The following is a 17,058-nucleotide window of genomic DNA, read 5'->3' on the forward strand; positions in this document are numbered from 1 at the left end:
CGCCCAAGTAGTCGTATCCGCCGGAGTTCAAGGCGGAACGCCGTTGCGTTGTGCCTGTCCGATCGGGCGGGCCCGGATTGGACCCGCCCGCCGTCCTGTCGGCCGCCGCTATGCAGCGACGGTGAGGGTGACAGGTACCTTGAGGACCGGCTGCCGTCCGCTGGCGGAGCGGATGAGGAGTTCGCCGGTGCGGGTGTCGCCGGGGGACAGGCCCGTGGTGTCGGCGGTGAGGGTGAGGGTGGCCGTCTCGTTTCGCGGGAGCCCGCCTTCGGCGGGGGTGACGGTGAGCCAGGGGGTTTCGGTGGTGGCCTCGTAGGCGGTGGGGGCGGTGCCGCTGTTGGTGAGGGTGAGGGTGGCGGTCCGGATGGTTTCCGGCGGGGCGGTCACATTGATCTCGGTGGGTGCGGCGGTGACCTTTCCGGTGATGAGTCCGGTGTTCAGGGTGGTGATCGCGCCGGAGGTCACGGTGACGTCCTTGTAGTTGGTGCTGTAGTGCTGTTTGGAAATCTTGGCGTTGTGGGTTCCGGCGCGGATCTGGCCGGTGAAGGTGCCGTCGGGGCCGGTGGTGAGGGTGGCGACGTGGGGGAATTCGACGGTCGCGCCGGCGATGGGTTCGCCGTCGCCGGCGTCGGTGACCGTGCCGCGCACCACTCCGTACTGCCGAGCGGTGAACGTGACGCTCTGCCCGTCCCGGAGCGAGGGGGCGTCGTAGGAGTACTGGAGGGCGTCGGAGCCGTCGGCGTTCTCGATGCCGACGGTGGCGCTGTCGCTCGCCTCGCCGACGTTCTTGTACCGGTAGCTGATCGTGCCGTCCTCGCCGAGCAGCACGGAGAACGAGACCTGCCCCTCTTCGGTGGTGGCGTCACGCCATTCGATGACGAACGAGCGGCGCGGCGCCGTGCCCACCGTGGCGGTGTAGACCCCTGCCCCTTCGTCTACGAACCGCAGGTCGTCCCAGAAGGGGTAGACGGCCGCATTGGGCTCGTCGGGCCCGATCGGGGCGTTCCAGCCGGGCGGGTACGTGTCGGCGAAAGAGGCGAACCCGTCTTCGGTCACCCAGATCTCGGAGTGCGCCGCGCCGTAGAACGGCACCGGGAACGGCAGCGCGACCCGCTCGACCCGTGCGGAATCGCTCACCGACAGGCGTTGCGTCCCGCCCACGTACGGCTCGCTGCCCGCCTCGCAGGTGTGGCCGAAGTCATCCGACTTCACCTGAAGGCTGACGTTCCTGGTCATGTCCCCGGCCACCGTGATCTGCTCTTCGGTGGCGTGGACACAGTGCGAGTCAGTGGCGATCTCCAGTCGGTGCGAGCCGTGCGGTAGCGCCAGCCGGTAGCGCCCCGAGGCGTCGGTGACGGTCCTGAGGGGCGTGCCGGACGCCACGACCCTGACGCCTTCCTCGGGGGCGTTCCCCACGGTGACCGTTCCGGAGACCACGCCGTGCGGCAGCCGGGTCAGTGCGATGTTCGCGGTCGCCGTCTGGCCGTCCACGACGTTCACGTTCACGGGCGCGGAGGTCTCGTGGCCGTACCTGGCCGCGGTGACCTGGTAGGTGCCCGGGGACAGGCGTGGCACAGAGTACGTGCCGTCGGCGCCGGTGGCGAGCATACGGCCGTGCGGTCCGGTGATCGTCACGTCGGCGTCGGGCACCGGTTCGCCATTCGCGGTGACCGTGCCGCTCAGGGTGCCGAGCGGCTCGTCCGGGGCGGCCTGGACGGCGGCGTAGGCATCCAGGCGGCCTTCGCCGTAGACGTTGTTGTCCTGCGGCGTCCCGCCGCACTGGTCGTCGGGGGTGTCGATGGCGCTGCCGTCGAGCAGCGCGCGGGTGGCGGCGACGTCCCTGCGCAGTGACGGCGCGGCCGACCAGATCAGCGCCACCGCGCCGGCCACGTGCGGGGAGGCCATCGAGGTGCCGTTGTAGCTCTGATATCCCCCGCCGGGCTTCGCGGAGCGCACGTTCACCCCGGGGGCGGCGATGTTGGGCTTGATCTCCCCGTTCTCACCTGGGCCCCTGCTGGAGTTGTCCCAGATCGTGTCGTTCACGTCGAACGCGCCGACGCTGTAGCTCTCGGAGTCCCACGCGGGAGTCCGGGCGGTATCGCACCCTGGCCCTTCGTTCCCGTTGGCGAACACTGGAAAGATCCCTGCGGCCAGCCATGTGTCGAGGACCGTTTTGTACCAGTGATCGGGCGTGTTGGTCCTAAAGAAGCCCCAGGAGTTGTTGATGATGTCCGGAGCGAGGTCCGGCCGGGGGTTCTCGCCGTTCAGGTCGGTGGGAGCGGCCATCCACTGGCCGGTCGCGATCTCTCCTACCTTGTCCTCGGCACTAGCGGCGGCGATCCACCTGGCCCCAGGAGCGACCCCGATGCCGTTCCCTCCGATGACGGTCCCCGTCACGTGGGTCCCGTGGCGCCACTTACTGTCGCACGGGGCACTCGGGCACTCACGCCCGGTGTGGTCGAACCAGTTGTAGTCGTGGTCCACGCTCCCGTCGGCCCGCCTGCCGCGGTACTGCCCGGCCAGGTCGGGGTGCTCGAAGTCGACTCCGGTGTCGATGACGCCGATGACGATGCCCTCGCCGCGGTTGCCCAATTCGTTCCACACGCGAGGGGCGCTGATGCGGTCTATGTTCCACTCGACGGCGGCGGCCTTCGTCTTGACCCTGGGATGGGTTCTGCCGGGCAGGGGCTTCGGCGGCTCGACGGTGGTGTTCGGCTCGATGGAGGTGACCTCGGGCAGTGCCGCGATCTCGGCGGCGAGCTTCGCGTCGCCGGTCACGTGCACGGCGTTGACGATCCAGAACGCGGTGTGCTTCGCCTGCCGCCCGGCCAGCAGACGGCGCAGCCCCGCCTGGGACTTCTTCGCGTGCGCGGTCTTGGCATCGAAGACCGCCTTGCCCTTGGCCGCCTTCGTGGTGGCGGCGCGGGCGGCGGACAGGTCGGCCTCGCCCCTGAGCCGGACCAGGAAGGAGGCCCTGCCGTCCTTCAGGTCCGCGCGCACCTCGGCGGAGATCTTGTCGTTCCCGGGTTCGGCTAGGGCCGCGTCCTGGGGGATGAGTAAGGCGGATAGGGTGAGCAGGCCGGCGAACATCCGGGTGAGGATGGCCGGTCGCCGCCGGTTGGAGGGCGTCTTCATGGGCGGTGGCTCCCGGTAGAGATCTTCTACTTCTGGACGGAAGCACCATCCGCCATGCGGATGACCATATGGAAGCCCGTTCCGGGTCCACTTTCTGATCAGCCGCCGACGACCGAACGGAGCCGCGGGCGCGGCCGGTGCACGGGCAGATGTCGGCGGCGGCCGGGCGACGGGGCGGCGTTCGGACAGGAACAGCGGACCGTGCGTACGCGTGGCGCCGTCAGAGAGGCGGAGCAGCCGGGGCAGTAGGTGGGCGGTACCGCTGTCCCAGTACACCCACTGGCGGCGGTCTTGTACCCCTTGCCCATCCAGTTAGCCATCTGGTGGATCACCCACCAGTGACCCATGAGCCGCCGATGCCGCCACGACTTGAACGCCGCTCTCGGTCGCCACGCCGAGGGAGCAAGTGATCAAGGTGCTCTCGCGGGCCCTCCGAGGCCCTGCCGTAACCGCGAGTGGCGTCGTGGGCCACGGTCAAATGACGGCCAAACGATCAAGAGGCCGCACCCGCGATTTGGGATGTGGCCTTTGAATTGGAAAAACAGGGTGGGGCTACCAGGACTTGAACCTGGGACCTCTTCCTTATCAGCGCCTCTTTATCGTTCAATCGAGTTACTGGCCACATTGGGATCAGGACGTAAACTTGCAGGTAGAGGCCATAGCTTTGATCCCCAAGACTGACCAGCAGTGCCCATCGCTGACGGACAGTGCCACGGTCAAACGACGGTCAAACGATCAAGGAGGTGATCCATGGGGTTTTCCCGCCCTCGCCGCAACCGCGAAGGCAAGGTGCGCTACACCGCCTACTACCTCGACATCAAGGGCCTGGAGAAGTCAGCCGGAACCTTCTCAAACCAGAAGGAAGCGGACAAAGCCTGGCAACGAGCCGAGTCAGAGGTAGCCAAAGGTCGAGTAGGTGATCCGAAGCGTGGTCGCCAGACTTTCCGAAGCTACGTACGTGAGACCTGGCTGCCCAATCATGAGATGGAGGCGACCACTCGCCAAAGCTACACATACGCAATCCACAAGCACATCCTGCCCGAGTTCGGCCGGATGCGCATGATCGACATCATGCCCGAACATGTTCGCTCATGGGTCACGACCATGAAGGCACTCGGGCTTGAAGCAGCAACCATCCAGAAGAACAAGACGATCCTGAGCGCCGTCTTCACTACTGCCTTTCACGACCAAGTGACCTTCATTCATCCCTGTAAAGGGGTCAGGACACCGCCGGTTCCAGCAAAACCGCGAACCATCATCACGCCGGAGCAGTTCGACATCCTTTATGAAGAGCTTCCGGACGCCGACACCCAGCTACTCGTCGAGACCGACATCGAGACCGGGCTGCGCTGGGGTGAACTAACAGAACTGCGCGTGAAGGACCTGCATGTAGGATCTCAAATACTGACGATCAGCCGAACGGTCGTCGAGGTCAACCCGAAATTCCACCCCAAGGGCGAGCGGTTTCTGGTCAAGAACTACCCGAAAGACAAGGAGTTCCGCCGCTTCAAGCTCACCCGCCAGCTCGTCACTAAACTGAGCGCCCATATCAAGGAACAAAACCTCGGCCCCGACGACCTCCTCTTCACCTGGCGGCACGAGTCGGCCACCCGGAGGAAATTGCGTCCAGTGCCGGATCCCGAACAGTTGGGCTACACAGAGCCCAATGCCGCGGGACGCGCCTACCGACACGGGACCATCACTGCATACAACACGGGCAAGTGCCGGTGCGATCACTGTCGCGCGGCCTTCGCGATCTACCGTGCCCAACGTCGCAACAGCGGCAAGGACAACCCGCGCCTACCACGCCGCCGCGATACCGATGGCCACATTCCCGCTGACGCCTTCCGCCGTAAGATCTGGAAACCCGCCCTTGCCGCGGCCGACCTTGGCATCAAGGTCCGTATCCACGATCTACGCCACGCACACGCCTCCTGGCTGCTGGCCGGCGGCGCCGACCTCCAAGTCGTCAAAGAGCGCTTGGGTCATGCCTCCATCGCCACCACCGAGAAATACCTGCACACCCTCGACGACGCCGACGAAACCGCGCTGGACGCGTTCTCCAAGATCCGCAACCGCTCCAACGGGGGCCGCGTATGAGGTCGCGTGCTCTTACTCAGTCCACGCCAGATACTGCGCAGGCAGAAGTCTCCGTACCTGCCGATCGCCCATCACGCGACTACATCGCGACCACCAGTCGCTCCGCCAACATCATCCGTCGCACCACCATCGCCACAGTCGTGGTGCTCGCCACCATAGCGGCCATCGTCAGCTACCAGCACATGCACCAACTCGCCATACAACACGGCGAATCTTTCTGGTCTGCCGCCCTCGTGCCACTCGCCGTGGACGGCATGATCGTGGCCGCGTCCCTCGCCCTCCTGGAAGACTCCCGCGCAGGCCGCCGCGGCGGCCTCCTCCCGTGGCTGTTCCTCATCATCAGCAGCGGCGCCAGCCTCGCCGCCAACGTGGCAATCGCCGAACCGACCTTCACCGCCCGTATCATCGCCGCCTGGCCCAGCCTCGCCCTGATCGGCGCCTACGAAATGCTCATGCGCATGATCCGCCACACCGCCGCCCGGCAGCAGGCCCCCATACACACGGCCTCTTATCCACAACTTGTGGACAAGCCCGAAAGCGGCCATGATGCCCATGCCGCCAGTGGCCGCCACCTCCAACGAGAAGCATGGCGATGGGCGACGTCGGTCCAGCAGACGAACGGCCACCTGCCAAGCGCGACCGCCATCGCCGCCGCCTACGGCCGCAGCGCACGATGGGGACGCCTGGTTAAAGCAGCGGGCCAGTCCGGCGGACTGGACTACTGAGCCCCAGGCTTTCTAGAACGCCTTCAAGGAAGGCCGGTCCACACAGCCATGGCGGGCACACAGCGCCTCCGACCACGTTATGGCCGGTGACAGGCTCCCCCACAGCCGCGGCGAGCACAGGCGGCCGGTTGACGCCCACGCTGGCACTGTCGGCTCATCCCCCACAGGCGTGGGGAGCACGCACAGCGGTGACACCCCCTCCGGGTGATCACCGGTTCACCCCCACGGGCGTGGGGAACACCCTTACTGAGCAGCCATGATACGCACGACCTGCGACGATGGAGTGTCGGGGTTTGTCGGTGATCAACTTGGAAAACGTGAATATTGTTCTCGCACTGATTTTTACGAAATCGGCACACAGGCGAAGTCTGATCCCATATGCTCCCGGCGCGCGGGGCTATCGTGCGCGGCGGACTGCCGAGGGAAACCGAGGAGCAAATGGAGATAGACCTAGACCTTTGGGGCAAATCAAAAGGGCTCGATCGGCCCTACCCCGTGATCTGCCACCTGCTGGACGCCGCTGCCATGGCAGAGGCGCTGTGGGAAAGCTACCTCCCGCCCGCGCTTCGCAGCTTCATTGCGAATTCTCTTTCAGTGTCCGAAGAAGCAGCACGCAAGCTTGTAGGTTTTTGGGCAGGTTTGCACGATATCGGCAAGTGCATGGCGTGCTTCCAACTTCAAGACCCCGTCGCGTTCGGCCTCCTTGACGGATATCCAGACGTGGCCGGGGAAAATCAGCGCCACGAATACGCTGCGCACGTCTGGCTGAGTCGCCCGTTGAGTCGCATGGGGTACGACGCCCGCTCCCCGCGCAGCGCCGCCTTCGTGGTGGCCCAGATGCTCGGCGGGCACCACGGACGGTACAGCGTCCGCGATCACCGTGAGTGCCGAGCACCGGCGGCGGCCGTACTGCCGGAACTCGGGGATGGGAAGTGGGAGGAGCAGCGGGAGGCCTTGTTCAGTACGGTCGCCCGGATCGTCGATCCGCCTTCGGCGCCCCCTGCGGTCACCCCGGTGGCCGCTGAGCTGATCTGCGGGCTGGTGATTCTGGCGGACTGGCTGGTCAGCCAGGACGTACATTTGATCAAGCGCCTGCCCGAGGTGCCCACGGTGGCAGATGGCCTTAAGGCCCACTACGAGCGTTCACTCCACCTCGCACCGAGTTTGATCGACGAAGCGGGCTTGGCCCCCGTGCACCTGCGTAGCGGAACCTTCGCCGACGAGTTTCCGCACATTGAAACCCCGAACGATCTGCAACGATCGATCTCCGAGAACCTGCCGCACCTGCTGTCAGGTGGTCCCGGGCTGCTGCTGGTCACCGCGCCCATGGGGGCCGGCAAGACCGAGGCGGTGTTCCATGGTGCGCGACTGCTGGGTGAGGCGAGCGGCGTGCCCGGATTCTTGTTCACTCTGCCGACGATGGCGACGGCCGACCAGATGTACGGCAGGACCAGGGCGTACGGTGAGCGGCGAGCCGAAGACGATGCGGCGCTCACCTTGCTGCACAGCATGTCCTGGCTCAACGACGCCTATACCGGCACCGGTACCGACTCCACGGTGATCACGGACGACACGAGCCTCAGGGCACCGGAGTGGCTGCACGGCAGGAAACGAGGGCTGCTGGCATCCATGGGGGTGGGAACCGTCGATCAGGCCCTGCTGGCCGTACTCCCCTTGAAGCATTCCGCGCTTCGCATGTTGGGGCTGGCGACTAAGGTACTGATCGTCGATGAAGTTCACGCGTACGACGCCTACATGCAGGGGCTACTGGCCGAGACGCTGACCTGGCTGGGCGCGTTGGGGGTGCCGGTGGTGCTGATGTCCGCCACATTGCCCACCCGGATCGCCAGTCGTCTGATGGCGGCGTACCTTCGCGGCGCCGGCCACCCGGATTCGCCCCTGCCGTCGATCCGGTATCCCGGATGGGCCTATGCGGATGCGACGACCGGGCAGATCTCATCTTTCGACGTGACGGCAAAAGCGGTCGATCTGCACTTGGAAGTACGACAAGCGCCTATCAGCGGGGCTGTCATGGATCGTTCCGCGGCCCTGCGCGAACTCTTGAACCCCTTGGTCGAGAACGGAGGATGCGCGGCCGTCGTATGCAACACGGTTGCCGAAGCTCAGGAAACCTATCGGTTCTTGATGAAATGGTTCGATGGTCTCCAGACCGATTCGGTACCAGAGCTGACGCTGCTACATGCACGTTTCCCAGCGCGCCGGAGGGAAGAGCTCACCCGCCAGGTGACGGCCGACTTCGGCAAGTGCAGCACCTGTGAGGACTTGGCCGCCTGCGAACACCGACCCCACGCCGCGGTGCTGGTGGCCACTCAGGTGATCGAGCAATCACTTGATCTCGACTTTGATCTTCTCATCAGCGACCTCGCCCCGATCGCACTGCTGCTACAGCGAGCAGGCCGCTGCCACCGCCACGACGGACGGATCCGACCATCCTGGGCGGCTGTTCCGCGCCTCGCCGTCCTCCGGCCGAGCAGGGCGGATGGCGGGCTGGCCTTACCCGGCTCGTGGCCCTTCGTCTACTCCCGGGCCTTGCTGCGCCGTACCGACGAACTGCTCAACGACCGCGTCATCGCCATACCCGACGACGTCCAGGGACTGGTGGAGGAGGTCTATGACGATGCCTTCGCCAGTGGGCAGCTCGACGACGATGCCTTGGAGTGGCTTGGCCAGGAAATGGCCGGCTTGAGCATGGCTGACGTAACCGCCATACCAGATCCGGACGAGATCTCCAGCCTGCACGAGTTCACCATGTCCGAGGCGAGCGAGGACCTGATCTCAACCCGGCTGGGCGCGGACTCGGTGCGGGTCTTGTGCGCGTACACCGGCGACGACGGCGCCCTATATCTTGATCGCGATTGCTCCACCAAGCTCCCAGACCTCGAAAAGATCCCCCGCCGTTTGATCAAGCAGGTGTTGGCCGAGACGATCCCTCTGCGGGCTGGGCTACTGAAGGACAGGGATATCGCGACCGATCCTCCAGCGAGCTGGGGGTCCAACGCGTGGCTGCGCGATATCACCATAATCAGCCTGAAACGTGACACCGAAGGCTATTTCTCCAAATCGGTCGGCCCTAAACGATTTGTATTGGACGAACGGTTAGGGCTATGGATACGAGAAGGTGAGCAAGAATGATGACCTCACTTCCCCTCAACCGAAGCAGCGACTAGAGTTTCCACCGCACGGACAATTCGCGGTTCCTCACAGGAGGTGTCGGGAAGTGCATGGAGAGCTTCACCTGTCGAGCGATGCCATAACAAAGGCCGCTCGGTGGTTCACGAAGTGGGCCTATCGGATCATCATCCTCGTGCTCATCGTCTTGCTATCCGCGCAACAGGCGAAGGCCTGACGCGTCACGCGCAAAGTGACCGCAATCCTCGTCCTTGCGTGTGGGGGTGAGCTGTAACCCCACGCGCAGGGACGTCACCCAACCCCCACGAGCGTGGGGACACCCACCAGTCACCACAGCAGGGTGATGGCCTCACGGTTCACCCTCATGATCAGATGAGGATCGGTTATGCCCATTGTGCCCGATCCCCGACTCCACTGGGACCTCGTGTCCTGCCCATGGATCCGGGTCGCCGACGATAAGATCATCGGCCTGGGCGAGCTTTTTACGCATGCACACGACCTAGAAGACGTTGAGGCGCCTTTGGCGCCCGGCGGTGCCGGCTTGTGGCGCGTTTTGACACTGATCGCCGCCCGAGTCACTGGCCTGGATGAGGTAGCCCCCTTCGCAACGTGGGCAAGGCGGCGAGAGGACGTATTGATCGCAGGCCGGTTCGACGCCGACCAGGTGCGGCAGTACTTTGACCAGCACAAAAACGGGTTCATGCTGTTTCACCCGGAGCGCCCCTGGCTCCAGGACCCGCGATTGGCCACCGAGTGCAAGAAGACCTCGGGGATCAACAAGCTGGTACTGTCCCGGCCGGCCGGTAACAACCAGGTGTGGTTCGACCACCACACCGATCTCGACACTCGCCCCATTCCTCCAGAAGAGGCGGTCTGGTACCTCCTCGCCCAGCTCTACTACGGCCCTTCTGGCCGATGCACGGCCCGTACCGTCAACGGCCGGAATGAGGCCAACAGCACGGCCGGCCCCCTACGTGGCACGATCTCATTCCATCCTCTCGGCCGTACCGTTTTCGAGTCCCTCATAGTCGGCATTCCCTACCCCGGCAGCCACCGGCCGGCCGATGACCTCGCCCCGTGGGAACGAGATGAGCTTCCCCACCCTCTCGGCCTCCCCCCGGCCCCGTCGGGCGTCGCCGGTCGCTTGACCGGACGGTTCCGGCACGCCGTACTGCTATCGCACCACGACGGCATGGTCAACGACGCGTGGATCACGTGGGCATGGCGCCATCCGACCCCACCCGCGGAGGACCCCTTCCTGATCTATCAGGTCAACAAGACCGGGGATCGCTACGCCCGGGGGGCGCAAAGTGATCGAGCGCTGTGGCGGGACGTGGATGCGCTCCTGCTGGAACGTCTCGGCGAACGGAATGCCCAGCGGCCGAAGGTACTTGATCACGCCAGCGAGCTGCCGTTCGACGTGCTCGACCACCTGCGCGTGCGTGCCTTCGGCTTCGACCAGGACGGACAGACCCGTGACCGGCAGTGGTTCACCGCCACCACGCCCGCAGTCCTGTCTCTCCTCCGTGACGACCAGAGTGCGAGCGGCCTCAGCCGCGTCAGAGTGGCCGCCGAAGGCGTCGCCGTACACCTGCGTTCAGCACTGCGAAGCGTCTGGGTGGCGATCAATGACCCGTCCAATGGCCAAGGACCTCCCGCCCGCAAGGACGTTTCACCCGGGCCGTTGCGGGACCAAGGCGAGGCGTGGTACTGGCCGGAAGCCGAAAGGATCTTCTGGCGCAAGGTGTGGGCACGCGAGTTCGACGATCCGACGCTCGACTTCATCAAGCTGGCGCTGCACATCTATGACAAGGCCTGCGACCGGGCCGGCAACACTCCGCGGGTACGGCGCGCGGTCGAGCGCAACCGCGGTCACATCTTCGCCGCACGTAACCGCCCCAAAGCCGCATAGTCCCAGGAGCACGGATGCCCGACAACGCCACCTGGCAAGAGCAACGCGATGAACTCGGGAGACGGGCGGCCATGCTGGTCGAAGCGGCCGTCAGGACACTCGACGACAAGAAGGACTCTCGAAACAAACGCCGCCGTGTCGCGCTACGCAGAGCCCTCGGCCGGGCTCCGGAACATCCCGCCGCGCGCCCGGCCCATATGGTGGTCGCCTACACCCTTCCCCAGAACCCGGACGAGGCCACCGAGCGCGCGTTCTACACGGTCGCAGCGATGATCGCCGCCCAACCGAGAGACGCCCGCGACCAGGCCACAGGCCGAAACGACGACAATGCCGACGACGCTCCCCAGGCAGAGGATGAGCCGGAAGCGGCCGAAGCCATCGAGTCCGCGTCGGAAGATCAGCAGGAAACTCTCGGTGCCACGCTGGGCCGAATGGTGGCGACCGGCAAGGGCCGCGAGGACACCATAGAGCCACGCCTGCACCTGATGTGCCGCCAGGACGTGGCGGGCATCCATCGCCACCTGCCGCGTCTGATCGCCACCATGCGAGCCGACCTGGTCCGGGTCGATTGGTTGCGTCTCACTCTCGATCTCGCCGCCTGGGGGACACAGCGTGATCGCGTGACCAAGCGGTGGCTTCAGGACTACTACCGCACCTTGCACGCCATACGCGGCGTGCAGAAGAAGGCCAAGGCCAAGAGCGAATCACCCGAAGGTGAGGACCAGTGACGAAAACCCCCCGATTCATCGACATACACCTGCTGCAAACCCTCCCCTACAGCAACATCAACAGAGATGATCTTGGGTCTCCCAAATCCGTCACCTATGGTGGCGCGAACCGTACCCGCGTGAGCAGCCAGAGTTGGAAGCGCGCCGTGCGACTGGCCGTGGAACAGGCGCTCGGCGACCCGGCCGCGCGCACCCGCCGCATCCCTGAGCAGGTCGCACAACGGCTTGTCGCCCGCGGCTGGCCGAGCGAACTCGCCACGGCCGGTGGGCAGCAGGTCGTCCTGTCGGCCGGCAAGGGCCTGAAGGTGGAAGACGATGGTGTCACCTCGGTACTGCTGTACCTGCCCGTCTCCGCCCTCGACGAGCTGGCCGACGTGGCCGCCGAGCACCGCGAGAAGATTGCCGCGGAAGCGGGGAAGAAGAAGCCACCAGCAGTGCTCCCCGCCGCCCGGATCGCCGACGTGCTGTCCCGTCGCAACGGAGTGATCAACCTGTTCGGCCGGATGCTCGCCGAACTGCCCGGCGCTGAGGTGGACGGTGCGGTCCAGGTCGCGCATGCCTTCACCACCCACAGCACCAGCGCCGAGGTGGACTTTTTCACCGCGGTGGACGACCTCAACCCGGAGGAGATGCGCGGCAGCGGCCATATGAACTCCGCCGAGTTCTCCGCCGGTGTTTTCTACCGCTACGCCAGCGTGGACATCACCGGCCTGCAAGAAAACCTCGCCGACACCGCGTCGGCGGCCGAACTCACCCGTGTCTTCCTGACATCGTTCATCTCCGCCCTGCCGACCGGCAAGCAGAACTCGACGGCCGCCAACACCATTCCTGACCTGGCCTACCTCGCGGTCCGCGCGGATCGGCCCGTCTCGCTGGCGCCGGCGTTCGAGGCACCGGTACGGCTCACCGCGGAGGGCGGTTACGCGGCACGGTCCCGCGACGTGCTGGCCTCCTACGCCCAGCGTCTGCACACCCTGTGGGGCGAGGAGGGGGTCGTACGACACGCGCACGCTGGAATCGACGCCAAGCAGCTTTCCGGGCTGGGCGGCATGGACAACTCCTACGCCGACCTGATCAAGAACGCGGTGGCCGCGGCGTTTTCCTCGGGTTCGGGCGAGTGAGCGGGCTGGTCCTGCGTCTGGCCGGGCCGCTCCAGTCCTGGGGTGAACACAGCGCCTTCACCGAACGTGACACCCAGCGCTTCCCGACTCGGTCCGGCCTGATCGGCATGTTCGCCGGGGCGTACGGCCTGTGTCGCGGCGAAAGCCTCGACCGTTTCGGGGACCTTGAGTTCGTCATCAGGATCGATCGCCCCGGTGTCCCGCTGGTGGACTTCCACACGGTCGGGGGCGGACGCAGCCGTCAGCAGACCGTGCCCACCTCGGAGGGCGGGCGCCGCAGCGTGGAGACCGCCACCATCGTCACCCGCAGGCACTACCTGTCCGATGCGGTGTTCGTCGTGGGCGTCATCGGTCCGCCCGACGTGATCAAGCCTCTCGGCGATCGGCTTGCCCGGCCGCGATGGCAGCCCTACCTGGGGCGTCGCTCCTGCCCGCCCGACCCACCGCTGCTGCTGCGCCGTACCGACGATCCGCACCAGGACCTCGCCGAGCACGTCCCTGTCGCGCGCCGCCTGCCTCAATCGAACGGAAACCCCACGCCCGAACCACAACTCGAATTCGTCAGGGAAGGAGCCGACTCCCGCGCCACGGCGGTCGCGGAACTGCTCGATGCGCCGGTCAGCTTCGCCCGATTCGACCGGCGTTACCTGCTCCGCACGGTCAGCGTCACCCCTCACCATGTGCCCGCACGCCTCTGGCTCGGACACGGAACCGAATACCAGAAAGCCCTGTTCGACTACGCAGGAGGGACATCATGAGCACCTGGCTGACGCGGATCGTCCCCGAGCCGCGTAGCCGCCTGGCCCGTCTGGACCTCCGCAACGCCGAAGCCCTGCACAAGCGGGTCATGTCCCTGGTTCCAGACGGACTCGGTGAGCGGGCCCGAGCCCAGGCGGGCGTGCTTTACCGCTACGACGACACCAGCGCCGTTGGCCCGCACCTGCTCATTCAGACCCGCGCGCCGGTCGATGCCACCCGGCTGCCCGACCAGTACGGCACGCTCGCCGTACGCGACCTCACCCCACTCCTGAACATGCTGCGGCCGGAACTCGCCGTTCAGTACCGAATCATCGCCAACACCTCCAAACGGCTCGGCCGAACTTCGGAGCGTTCCGGCAAGCTGGTCGCCCTACGCGGACCGGAGGCCGACGAATGGTGGCATGCCAGGGCCCAGGCGAACGGCCTGATCCTGCGTACCGTCGTCTCGACATCACTGCCCGACATCCGCAGTCCGGGCAAGGCGGGGATACGACACGCCGCGACCCGCTTCGACGGCATCGCCGTAGTGAAGGACGCTGAGCTGGTACAACAGGCCGTGCTCAACGGAATCGGCCGCGGCAAGGCGTACGGTTGTGGCCTGCTGAGCCTCGCTCCGACGGCCCTCTGATGGCCGGGCCCGCCAACGCCAAACGGCGTCTCGGTCAACCCACGCTGGCGATGCTGCCGCGCATCGCGGACTCACTTTCCTTTCTTTATATGGAGAGTGTCCGAATCGTCCAGGATGACACCGGCGTGTGCGCCCAGGTGGAATCACCTCGGGGCATCGAACGCGTCTATCTGCCGACCGCCTCCCTCGCCTGCGGACTCCTCGGCCCGGGCACATCCATCACACAACCCGCCCTCGCCACCTTCGCCCGGCACGGCACCAGCCTGGTATGCGTCGGCGCGGGCGGCGTACGCTCCTACGCGGGCATCCTGCCCGCTCAGCTCACCACCGACTGGCTGGAACGCCAGGTCCGCGCCTGGGCGAACGACGACGAACGACTCCGTGTTGCCATCCGGATGTACGAGCACCGGTTCGGGGCGGGCTCTCTTCCTTCTGCGGTCAACCTCAGCTCCGCGGCTTGGAGGGCCAGCGGATCAAGGCGTTGTATCGCATGCTGGCGACGAAGTACGGCATCACCCGCTTCCGCCGTAACTACGACCCGGCCGCTTGGGACGCACAAGACCCGGTCAACCTGGCACTGTCCGCGGCGAATGCCGCCCTCTACGGGGTCGTCCATGCCGCCACACTGGCGCTGGGCTGCTCGCCGGCATTGGGCTTCGTTCATGCGGGTACCCAGATGGCGTTCGTGTATGACATCGCCGACCTCTACAAGGCCAAGGTGACCATCCCGCTCGCCTTCTCGCTGGCCGCTTCCGCACAGCCCGAGCGTGAGGCACGTACGCGACTCCGCAAGGAGTTCCGGCTGATCAAGCTCATGCCCACGATCGTCTCCGACCTCCAGAAGATGATCGCTCCGGACGCCGTCGAGGCCGCATCTACCGCTCGCACCGCCGACATCGTCCATCTCTGGGGCCCAGATCTCGGCTCTCTCCCGGCGGGCGTGAACTACGGCGACGACCTGGCCAGCGGCGACATCCCCTGGTAAGCCTCAACCTCGTCGGTGTGCGGGGCGTCGCATTCCTCAGAAGGTGTATCTCGCATGGCATCCATGATCGTCATATCCACCACCGCTGTCCCCGACCATGTCCGCGGGGCCCTCACTCGCTGGCTCATCGAACCGGCCCCCGGCCTGTACGTCGGCACCGTCTCAGCCCGCGTCCGCGACGAGCTCTGGTCCGCTCTCGGCGCATGCATCGCCGACGGCGCCGCCGTGTGTCTTCACCCTGCGGAAAACGAGCAAGGCTTCACCATCCGCACCGTCGGCGAACGCCGCCGCCACGTCGCCGACTTCGACGGCCTCCAACTCGTCCGGTTCCTTCCAGAAGTACCTGTCCAACCATGACCCCTAAAAAATCACCGACAAACACCGACATCACATCACCGCAGGTCGCACGAGTTTCCGCACTTCACGAAGGTCCTCCCCACGCCCGTGGGGGTGAGCCTTCGGCGGTGGCGGTGGCGGTGGTCGTGGTGGTGTCCTCCCCACGCCCGTGGGGGTGAGCCTTCGGCGGTGGCGGTGGCGGTGGTCGTGGTGGTGTCCTCCCCACGCCCGTGGGGGTGAGCCTTCGGCGGTGGCGGTGGCGGTGGTCGTGGTGGTGTCCTCCCCACGCCCGTGGGGGTGAGCCGGTGTCAGGCGGACGCGCGGGCCATGCCCTGCGGTCCTCCCCACGCCCGTGGGGGTGAGCCTTCACCCTCCAGGAGCATCCGGGGCTGCTGCGCGTCCTCCCCACGCCCGTGAGGGTGAGTCGCTGGACTTCGGCGCCCTTTGAGGGGCGATCTTGCCCTCCCCACGCTCGTGGGGGTGAGTCGCGAATGTTCGGCCCCATCGATGTAGCCGTGCTGTCCTCCCGCGCTCGTAGGGGCTGCCAGGTGCATGGGCCACCTATTCCCGTGCAGGAACCCGGCTACAACAGGCGCATCGCCTTCTGGGCGTTGTTGGGCGCGCCGTGGGCGCGCCTGGGTGTGCGCCGGGTGTTCGCCTGGGGGCGCTGGGTTTCTTCGCCGGTGGGGGCGGTGGTGAGCTTGCTCTGCGCGATTGGACGGACTGGTCCCGTCCACCCTGTCTGCCAGGGCGGTGTGCTCTGGTGGCCCCGGGAAGATCACTGGGAGGAACGCCATGAGCAAGGACCAGGCAGACACCGTTGTCCTCGCCTCGGGCGGGCTGGACAGTACGGTTTTGGCCTATCACCTGCGGGACAAAGGCCGCCGGATTCGGATGGTCTCGTTCGACTACGGGCAGCGGCATCGGCGTGAGCTTCAGGCCGCTGCCCTGGTGGCGACCGCTCTGCGGGTGACTCACGATGTGGTGGACCTGAGCGTCCTCGGTCGGCTGCTGGGCGGCTCGGCGCTCACCGATGACTCGGTCGCCGTGCCCGACGGGCACTACACCGACTCCAGCATGGAGGCGACCATCGTTCCCAACCGCAACGCCATCCTGACCGCCATCGCTGTCGGGATCGCATCTGCGGAAGGCTGCGGCCAGGTAGCGCTCGGGGTGCATGCCGGCGATCACCCCGTCTATCCCGACTGCCGGCCGGACTTCGTCGAGTTGGCGGACCGGATCGCTCAGGCTGCCACGGCGAACACGGTGCGGGTGGTGGCGCCGTTCGTGACGTGGAGCAAGGGCGAGATCGTCGGCCATGGGGCCGCGTTGGGTGTGCCGTATGACCTGACCTGGTCCTGCTACCGGGGCGAACTGCTGCACTGCGGGAGGTGCGGGACCTGCGTCGAGCGGCGAGAGGCGTTTGAGCTGGCCGGGGTGCCCGATCCGACCGGGTATGCGGGCGGGAGGCACTGAGAC

The 17,058-nt window shown here is 66.2% G+C and carries 12 protein-coding genes and 1 CRISPR repeat array; of the genes, 11 read left to right on the plus strand and 1 reads right to left on the minus strand.

Annotated elements, in window-relative coordinates; translation table 11 throughout:
- Positions 1-108: 108 nt before the first annotated feature.
- Entirely contained in the window at positions 109-3,135 is a 3,027-nt protein-coding gene (locus tag DP939_RS22085) for a S8 family serine peptidase (RefSeq protein WP_113982658.1), read from the minus strand.
- A 750-nt stretch (positions 3,136-3,885) separates the two neighbouring features.
- Between DP939_RS22085 and DP939_RS48770 the strand changes: the two genes are divergently transcribed.
- From DP939_RS48770 to queC, 11 genes are all read left to right on the plus strand, one after another.
- Complete coding sequence (locus DP939_RS48770; protein WP_113982659.1) at positions 3,886-5,235, plus strand: tyrosine-type recombinase/integrase; 1,350 nt, start codon at positions 3,886-3,888, stop codon at positions 5,233-5,235.
- The gene (locus tag DP939_RS22095) at positions 5,232-5,960 is read left to right on the plus strand and encodes a DUF2637 domain-containing protein (protein ID WP_113982660.1); all 729 of its coding nucleotides are present in this window, start codon (positions 5,232-5,234) and stop codon (positions 5,958-5,960) included. The genes DP939_RS48770 and DP939_RS22095 overlap by 4 nt, the downstream gene beginning before the upstream one ends.
- 438 nt (positions 5,961-6,398) lie before the next feature.
- Entirely contained in the window at positions 6,399-9,113 is a 2,715-nt protein-coding gene (cas3, locus tag DP939_RS22100; RefSeq protein WP_158578650.1) for a CRISPR-associated helicase Cas3', read from the plus strand.
- A gap of 382 nt (positions 9,114-9,495) precedes the next feature.
- Complete coding sequence (gene casA, locus DP939_RS22105) at positions 9,496-11,022, plus strand: type I-E CRISPR-associated protein Cse1/CasA (RefSeq protein WP_113982662.1); 1,527 nt, start codon at positions 9,496-9,498, stop codon at positions 11,020-11,022.
- Between the two features lie 14 nt (positions 11,023-11,036).
- Positions 11,037-11,750: a type I-E CRISPR-associated protein Cse2/CasB gene (gene casB / locus DP939_RS22110; RefSeq protein WP_113982663.1), complete on the plus strand. Its 714-nt coding sequence runs from the start codon at positions 11,037-11,039 to the stop codon at positions 11,748-11,750.
- Positions 11,747-12,871 carry a type I-E CRISPR-associated protein Cas7/Cse4/CasC gene (cas7e, locus tag DP939_RS22115; RefSeq protein WP_113982664.1) on the plus strand — a complete coding sequence of 375 codons (1,125 nt, stop codon included), beginning with the start codon at positions 11,747-11,749 and terminating at the stop codon, positions 12,869-12,871. Before casB ends, cas7e begins: the two co-directional genes overlap by 4 nt.
- Positions 12,868-13,629: a type I-E CRISPR-associated protein Cas5/CasD gene (cas5e, locus tag DP939_RS22120; protein WP_113982665.1), complete on the plus strand. Its 762-nt coding sequence runs from the start codon at positions 12,868-12,870 to the stop codon at positions 13,627-13,629. Before cas7e ends, cas5e begins: the two co-directional genes overlap by 4 nt.
- Positions 13,626-14,258, plus strand: coding sequence for a type I-E CRISPR-associated protein Cas6/Cse3/CasE (cas6e, locus tag DP939_RS22125; RefSeq protein ID WP_113982666.1), 633 nt, complete (start codon positions 13,626-13,628; stop codon positions 14,256-14,258). The genes cas5e and cas6e overlap by 4 nt, the downstream gene beginning before the upstream one ends.
- Before the next feature lie 457 nt (positions 14,259-14,715).
- Entirely contained in the window at positions 14,716-15,243 is a 528-nt protein-coding gene (gene cas1, locus DP939_RS22130) for a CRISPR-associated endonuclease Cas1 (RefSeq protein WP_263972337.1), read from the plus strand.
- A 63-nt stretch (positions 15,244-15,306) separates the two neighbouring features.
- Positions 15,307-15,600, plus strand: a complete 294-nt coding sequence (gene cas2e / locus DP939_RS22135) for a type I-E CRISPR-associated endoribonuclease Cas2e (protein WP_225878417.1) — start codon at positions 15,307-15,309, stop codon at positions 15,598-15,600.
- 72 nt (positions 15,601-15,672) lie between these two features.
- Positions 15,673-16,066: direct repeats of the CRISPR family, unit length 28 nt; unit sequence GTCCTCCCCACGCCCGTGGGGGTGAGCC.
- 308 nt (positions 16,067-16,374) lie between these two features.
- Positions 16,375-17,055 (plus strand): 7-cyano-7-deazaguanine synthase QueC, encoded by a 681-nt coding sequence (gene queC, locus DP939_RS22140; protein WP_113982668.1) that lies wholly within the window; start codon positions 16,375-16,377, stop codon positions 17,053-17,055.
- Positions 17,056-17,058 lie beyond the last annotated feature (3 nt).

The sequence above is a fragment of the Spongiactinospora rosea genome, assembly GCF_003315795.1.
Lineage (GTDB): Bacteria > Actinomycetota > Actinomycetes > Streptosporangiales > Streptosporangiaceae > Spongiactinospora > Spongiactinospora rosea.

Excerpts from the sequence above, each read along its gene's own strand:
- cas3 (WP_158578650.1), top strand. The coding sequence starts at position 6,399 with ATGGAGATAGACCTAGACCTTTGGGGCAAATCAAAAGGGCTCGATCGG.
- cas6e (WP_113982666.1), top strand. The coding sequence starts at position 13,626 with ATGAGCACCTGGCTGACGCGGATCGTCCCCGAGCCGCGTAGCCGCCTG.
- queC (WP_113982668.1), top strand. The coding sequence starts at position 16,375 with ATGAGCAAGGACCAGGCAGACACCGTTGTCCTCGCCTCGGGCGGGCTG.
- cas2e (WP_225878417.1), top strand. The coding sequence starts at position 15,307 with ATGATCGTCATATCCACCACCGCTGTCCCCGACCATGTCCGCGGGGCC.
- casA (WP_113982662.1), top strand. The coding sequence starts at position 9,496 with ATGCCCATTGTGCCCGATCCCCGACTCCACTGGGACCTCGTGTCCTGC.
- DP939_RS22095 (WP_113982660.1), top strand. The coding sequence starts at position 5,232 with ATGAGGTCGCGTGCTCTTACTCAGTCCACGCCAGATACTGCGCAGGCA.
- DP939_RS48770 (WP_113982659.1), top strand. The coding sequence starts at position 3,886 with ATGGGGTTTTCCCGCCCTCGCCGCAACCGCGAAGGCAAGGTGCGCTAC.
- casB (WP_113982663.1), top strand. The coding sequence starts at position 11,037 with ATGCCCGACAACGCCACCTGGCAAGAGCAACGCGATGAACTCGGGAGA.
- DP939_RS22085 (WP_113982658.1), bottom strand. The coding sequence starts at position 3,135 with ATGAAGACGCCCTCCAACCGGCGGCGACCGGCCATCCTCACCCGGATG.